The sequence below is a fragment of the Pseudomonas sp. 44 R 15 genome (genome assembly GCF_900004965.1).
GTDB lineage: Bacteria > Pseudomonadota > Gammaproteobacteria > Pseudomonadales > Pseudomonadaceae > Aquipseudomonas > Aquipseudomonas orientalis_A.
In genome coordinates, this window is record NZ_CVTU01000015.1 from 1 (window position 1) to 5,213 (window position 5,213).

Below are 5,213 nucleotides of genomic sequence, written 5' to 3' on the forward strand. Positions count from 1 at the left end.
ACCGAGCGCCCATTCGCCCGCGCCCAAGCGCAAGGCTTACAAGCTGGTCGCCATCGGTACGTCCACCGGCGGGCCGGTGGCCTTGCAGCGTGTATTGACCCAACTGCCGGCCAACTTCCCCGCGCCGATCGTGCTGGTGCAGCACATGCCCGCCGCCTTCACCAAGGCCTTCGCCGAGCGTCTGGACAAGCTGTGCCGCATCAGCGTCAAGGAAGCCGAGGACGGTGACATCCTGCGCCCCGGCCTGGCGCTGCTGGCGCCGGGCGGCAAACAGATGATGGTGGACGGCCGTGGCGCGATCAAGATCCTGCCGGGCGACGAGCGCCTGAACTACAAGCCGTGCGTGGACATCACCTTCGGTTCGGCGGCCAAGTCCTATGGCGACAAAGTTCTGGCGGTGGTGCTCACCGGCATGGGCGCCGACGGCCGTGAAGGCGCGCGCCTGCTCAAACAGGGCGGCAGCGCCATCTGGGCCCAGGACGAAGCCAGTTGTGTGATCTATGGCATGCCGATGGCCATCGTCAAGGCCGACCTGGCTGACGCGGTCTACAGCCTGGACGACATCGGCAAGCATCTGGTGGAGGCCTGCCTCTGATGGATGTCTTGAGCCTGATCGGCATCACCCTGGCGTTTGTCGCCATCATCGGCGGCAACTACCTGGAGGGCGGCCACCTCGGCGCCCTGGCCAACGGCCCGGCGGCGCTGATCGTGATCGGCGGCACCGTGGGCGCTGCGTTGCTGCAGTCGCCGCTGAGCTCGTTCAAGCGCGCCATGCAGATTCTGATCTGGATCATTTTTCCGCCACGGGTCGACATGGCAGGCGGCATCGACCGTGTGGTCAACTGGAGCCTCACCGCCCGCAAGGAAGGCTTGCTGGGCCTGGAAGGCGTGGCTGATGCCGAGCCCGACAGCTATGCACGCAAGGGCCTGCAGCTGCTGGTCGACGGCGCCGAACCGGAAGCGATCCGCAGCATCCTCGAGGTGGATTTCTACACCCAGGAAAGCCGCGATATCAATGCGGCCAAAGTGTTTGAAAGCATGGGCGGCTACGCGCCGACCATCGGCATCATCGGCGCGGTGATGGGCCTGATCCACGTGATGGGCAACCTGGCTGACCCTTCGCAACTGGGCAGCGGCATTGCCGTGGCGTTTGTTGCCACCATCTATGGCGTGGCCAGCGCCAACCTGGTGCTGCTGCCGGTGGCAAGCAAGCTCAAGTCGATTGCCATGCGCCAGTCCCGCTACCGCGAAATGCTGCTCGAAGGCATCCTGTCGATTGCCGAGGGCGAAAACCCGCGCTCCATCGAACTGAAGCTCCAGGGCTTCTCGGATTGATGGGTATGAACACTGCAGGAGCGAGCTTGCTCGCGAAAATCGTCAACGATAACGCGGGTATCCTGGATAAACGCGTTGCTCTCGGGTTTTTCGCGAGCAAGCTCGCTCCTACAGGTGATTCGGTGTGTGGAGGGGAGCGCCTGTGAGCCGCCGCCGTCGCGAGCCTGAAGAGCACGTCAACCATGAACGCTGGCTGGTGTCCTACGCGGACTTCATCACCTTGCTGTTTGCGTTTTTCGTGGTGATGTACTCGATCTCGTCGATCAACGAAGGCAAGTACAAGATCATTTCCCAGGCATTGGTCGGGGTGTTCAACGATTCCGAGCGCGCGCTCAAGCCGATTCCCATTGGCGAAGAACGGCCCAAGACGGTGACGCCGGCCAAGCCACTGGTCAACGACAGCGATGAAACCGCCGCCGGCATCGGCGGTACCAGCGACCCGCTCAAAAGCATCGCCGACGATATCAGCGCCGCGTTCGGTGACCTGATCAAGTCCAATCAGATGACCGTGCGCGGCAATGAGTTGTGGGTGGAGATCGAGCTCAATTCCAGCCTGTTGTTCGCCAGCGCCGATGCGTTGCCGAGCGACCAGGCCTTCACCATCATCGATAAGGTGGCGGCGATCCTCAGGCCGTTTGAAAACCCGATTCACGTCGAAGGCTTTACCGACAATGTGCCGATCAGCACTGCGCAGTACCCGACCAACTGGGAACTGTCCTCGGCGCGCGCGGCGAGTATCGTGCGCATGCTCGCGATGCAGGGGGTCAACCCCCAGCGCCTGGCGTCGGTGGGCTACGGTGAATTCCAGCCGGTGGCCAATAACGCCACGGCCGAAGGCCGCGGGCGCAACCGGCGCGTGGTGCTGGTGGTGTCACGTAACCTGGATGTACGCCGCAGCCTGACCGGCACCGGCACAGCAAATGCAACACCGGATGCGGCATTGCGGCGCGCTGGCACACAAACTGCACCGGCCCCTGCAAAACCGCCGGTGCGGACAAGCTCCGTCAATTCTCCGTCACCGGCTCAATAACCTATGCAATGTCTCGGTCGCGCCTGTGCCCACCGGGAGGAATCAACCGAATGAGAGTCTGGGCAGTTGCCAATCAAAAGGGTGGAGTCGGCAAGACCACCACTTCCATCGCTTTAGCCGGCTTGCTGGCCGAGGCGGGCAAGCGCGTGGTCGTGGTCGACCTCGACCCCCACGGCTCCATGACCAGCTATTTCGGCTACGACCCGGATGCGCTGGAACACAGTTGCTACGACCTGTTCCTGCACAAGGGCAGCGTGCCGAGCGACTTGCCCCGGCAACTGCTGCTGCCCACCAGCAGTGACAGTATTTCGCTGTTGCCGTCCAGCACCGCCCTGGCCACCCTTGAACGCCAGTCGCCGGGCCAGAGCGGCCTGGGCCTGGTGATCGCCAAGACCCTGGCGCAACTGTGGCAGGACTTCGATTACGCGATCATCGACAGCCCGCCCTTGCTCGGCGTGCTGATGGTCAATGCCTTGGCGGCCAGCCAGCAACTGGTCATCCCGGTACAGACCGAGCACCTGGCCGTCAAAGGCCTGGAGCGCATGGTCAGCACCCTGGCGATGATCAACCGTTCGCGCAAACAGGCGCTGCCGTACAGCATCGTGCCGACCTTGTTCGACCGACGTACCCAGGCGTCCCTCGGCACCCTGCGCGTACTGCGCGATGGCTACCCGGACAGCATCTGGAATGGCTACATCCCGGTGGACACGCGCCTGCGCGACGCCAGCCGCGCGGGGCTTACGCCGTCGCAGTTCGACGGCAAGAGCCGTGGCGTACTGGCGTATCGGGCGTTGCTCAAGCACCTGCTGTCCCAGCAACTTGTGGCGCAGGTGGCGTGATGAACCGTCCCGTCCAATACAAGACCCGGCCGCAACTGGCACTGGAATCCTACCTGGATGCCTTGCTGCAGGACGCGACCGCCGAAGAACTGCCGGAACCGATCCTGGTGCCGGAGCCGGTCATTGAGGTCGAAGCGGCGCTGGATGAGTTCCAGTTGGCGGTGCTCGAGGAGCAGGCCCGCGACGCCCGGGTCGAAGCGCTGCCCGTGGTGCTGCCGATCACGCCTGAGGGGGTGGCGCCGGTGGTGGTCGAGCCGATCGTGCAAGTGCACCTGCCGCCGAGCATCACGCCGCCGCCGGTGACCGGTGACGGTCGCCCGTCCTGGGCCGCCGAGCCGTTCGAATGCCTGTTGTTCGATGTGGCCGGCTTGACCCTGGCGGTGCCGCTGGTGTGCCTGGGCTCGATCTATTCCCTGGAAGGCCAGGAGCTGACGCCACTGTTCGGGCAGCCGGAGTGGTTTCTCGGCATCCTGCCCAGCCAGGCCGGCAATCTCAAGGTGCTGGACACGGCGCGCTGGGTGATGCCCGACCGCTACCGTGACGATTTTCAACAGGGCCTGCAGTACGTGATCTCCGTGCAGGGTTACGAGTGGGGGCTGGCAGTGCATCAAGTCAGCCGCTCGTTGCGCCTGGACCCGAACGAAATCAAATGGCGCAGCCACCGTGGCCAACGGCCGTGGTTGGCGGGCACCGTGATCGAACACATGTGCGCATTGCTCGACGTCGCCGAACTGGCCGAGTTGATCGCCAGTGGCGCAGTCAAGACGATGGCGCAGAACAAACGCAGTTGATTGGACAATAAAGGTCGTGCGGTTGCGCGGCCCATTAGCACACACGCCGTCGATAGCGGCATTTGAGGGGTCAGAAAGATGAACAAGTCAGCGTCCGCACAAGGTTTGGATGATCCGATCCTGCAATGGGTGACCTTCAAACTGGACAACGAGTCCTACGGCATTAACGTGATGCGCGTGCAGGAAGTGCTGCGCTACACCGAGATCGCCCCGGTACCGGGTGCGCCGAGCTACGTGCTGGGCATCATCAACCTGCGCGGCAACGTGGTGACGGTGATCGACACCCGCCAGCGCTTCGGCCTGGCGCCGACCGATGTCAACGACAACACGCGCATCGTCATCATCGAAGCCGACAAGCAAGTGGTCGGGATCATGGTCGACAGCGTCGCCGAAGTGGTCTACCTGCGCCAGTCGGAAGTGGAAACCGCACCGAACGTGGGCAACGAAGAATCCGCCAAGTTTATCCAGGGCGTGTGCAACAAGAACAACGAGCTGTTGATTCTGGTTGAGCTGGACAAAATGATGAGCGAAGAAGAGTGGTCGGAACTGGAGAGCATCTGATTGTTCCTTGAGGCGGCGGTGATTGTCCTGGCCCTGTTGTGGGCCGGGACCTTGGCATTCCTGCTGCGCTACATGCGCCAGCAACGCGAGTCGGTCCTGCAACAGGCCGAGCGCGATGCGGTGCGTGACCGGCGCATTCTGGAGCTGGTCAAACGCGTCGATCATTTCCAGCAGACTGCGGTGCGGGTAGGCGATGAGGTGCATGAACTGCGCGCGATTCTCGGGCCGTTGCCGGACAAGCTGGTGCAGTTGGAACAACGCGATCCTGCCAACCTGTCGTTCGCCCAGGCGGCCAAGCTGGTGGGCATGGGCGCGACGGTGGACGAACTGACCCAGTCGTGCGGCCTGACCCATGCCGAGGCGCAGTTGATGAGCAAGTTGCACAAGAGCTGATTCGGGCTGGCTTGCTGGGTTTAATGTGGGAGGGGGCAAGCCTGTGGCGATCTTGCGGCTGTCCTCGATCCAGTGTGGGAGGGGGCTTGCCCCCGATGGCGGTGTATCAGTTACAGGTAAGCTGGCTGACATACCGCTATCGGGGCATAGGTATCTACACAACTCAGCACCGCCCAACCGTAACCACGATGCGAAGCGAGTCGCTCTTGATCTGCTTTTGATCTCAGGCGCCCCGTTAAACCACGCTGGCCGAACGCAGGCTTG

Annotated in this window: 7 protein-coding genes; all 7 read left to right on the forward strand. The window is 63.0% G+C overall.

Going from position 1 to position 5,213, the window contains the following annotated elements; genetic code table 11:
- Window positions 1–595, forward strand: a 595-nt coding sequence (locus tag BFP93_RS00795; protein ID WP_305116197.1) for a chemotaxis protein CheB, incomplete at its 5' end; no start/stop codon positions are given.
- The gene (locus BFP93_RS00800; protein ID WP_065888351.1) at window positions 595–1,335 is read left to right on the forward strand and encodes a flagellar motor protein; all 741 of its coding nucleotides are present in this window, start codon (window positions 595–597) and stop codon (window positions 1,333–1,335) included. The genes BFP93_RS00795 and BFP93_RS00800, both read left to right, overlap by 1 nt.
- A 142-nt stretch (window positions 1,336–1,477) precedes the next feature.
- Window positions 1,478–2,365, forward strand: a complete 888-nt coding sequence (motD, locus tag BFP93_RS00805; RefSeq protein ID WP_065888352.1) for a flagellar motor protein MotD — start codon at window positions 1,478–1,480, stop codon at window positions 2,363–2,365.
- A 50-nt stretch (window positions 2,366–2,415) separates the two neighbouring features.
- Window positions 2,416–3,204, forward strand: a complete 789-nt coding sequence (locus BFP93_RS00810) for a ParA family protein (protein WP_065888353.1) — start codon at window positions 2,416–2,418, stop codon at window positions 3,202–3,204.
- Window positions 3,204–3,995: a CheW domain-containing protein gene (locus BFP93_RS00815; protein ID WP_065891599.1), complete on the forward strand. Its 792-nt coding sequence runs from the start codon at window positions 3,204–3,206 to the stop codon at window positions 3,993–3,995. The genes BFP93_RS00810 and BFP93_RS00815 overlap by 1 nt, the downstream gene beginning before the upstream one ends.
- 78 nt (window positions 3,996–4,073) lie before the next feature.
- The gene (locus BFP93_RS00820; RefSeq protein ID WP_057721368.1) at window positions 4,074–4,556 is read left to right on the forward strand and encodes a chemotaxis protein CheW; all 483 of its coding nucleotides are present in this window, start codon (window positions 4,074–4,076) and stop codon (window positions 4,554–4,556) included.
- Window positions 4,557–4,949 carry a DUF2802 domain-containing protein gene (locus BFP93_RS00825; protein ID WP_065888355.1) on the forward strand — a complete coding sequence of 131 codons (393 nt, stop codon included), beginning with the start codon at window positions 4,557–4,559 and terminating at the stop codon, window positions 4,947–4,949.
- Window positions 4,950–5,213 lie beyond the last annotated feature (264 nt).

Bases quoted from the DNA above. Each gene is read 5' to 3' on its own strand.
- BFP93_RS00815 (WP_065891599.1), top strand. From the start codon at position 3,204: ATGAACCGTCCCGTCCAATACAAGACCCGGCCGCAACTGGCACTGGAA.
- BFP93_RS00810 (WP_065888353.1), top strand. From the start codon at position 2,416: ATGAGAGTCTGGGCAGTTGCCAATCAAAAGGGTGGAGTCGGCAAGACC.
- BFP93_RS00800 (WP_065888351.1), top strand. From the start codon at position 595: ATGGATGTCTTGAGCCTGATCGGCATCACCCTGGCGTTTGTCGCCATC.
- BFP93_RS00820 (WP_057721368.1), top strand. From the start codon at position 4,074: ATGAACAAGTCAGCGTCCGCACAAGGTTTGGATGATCCGATCCTGCAA.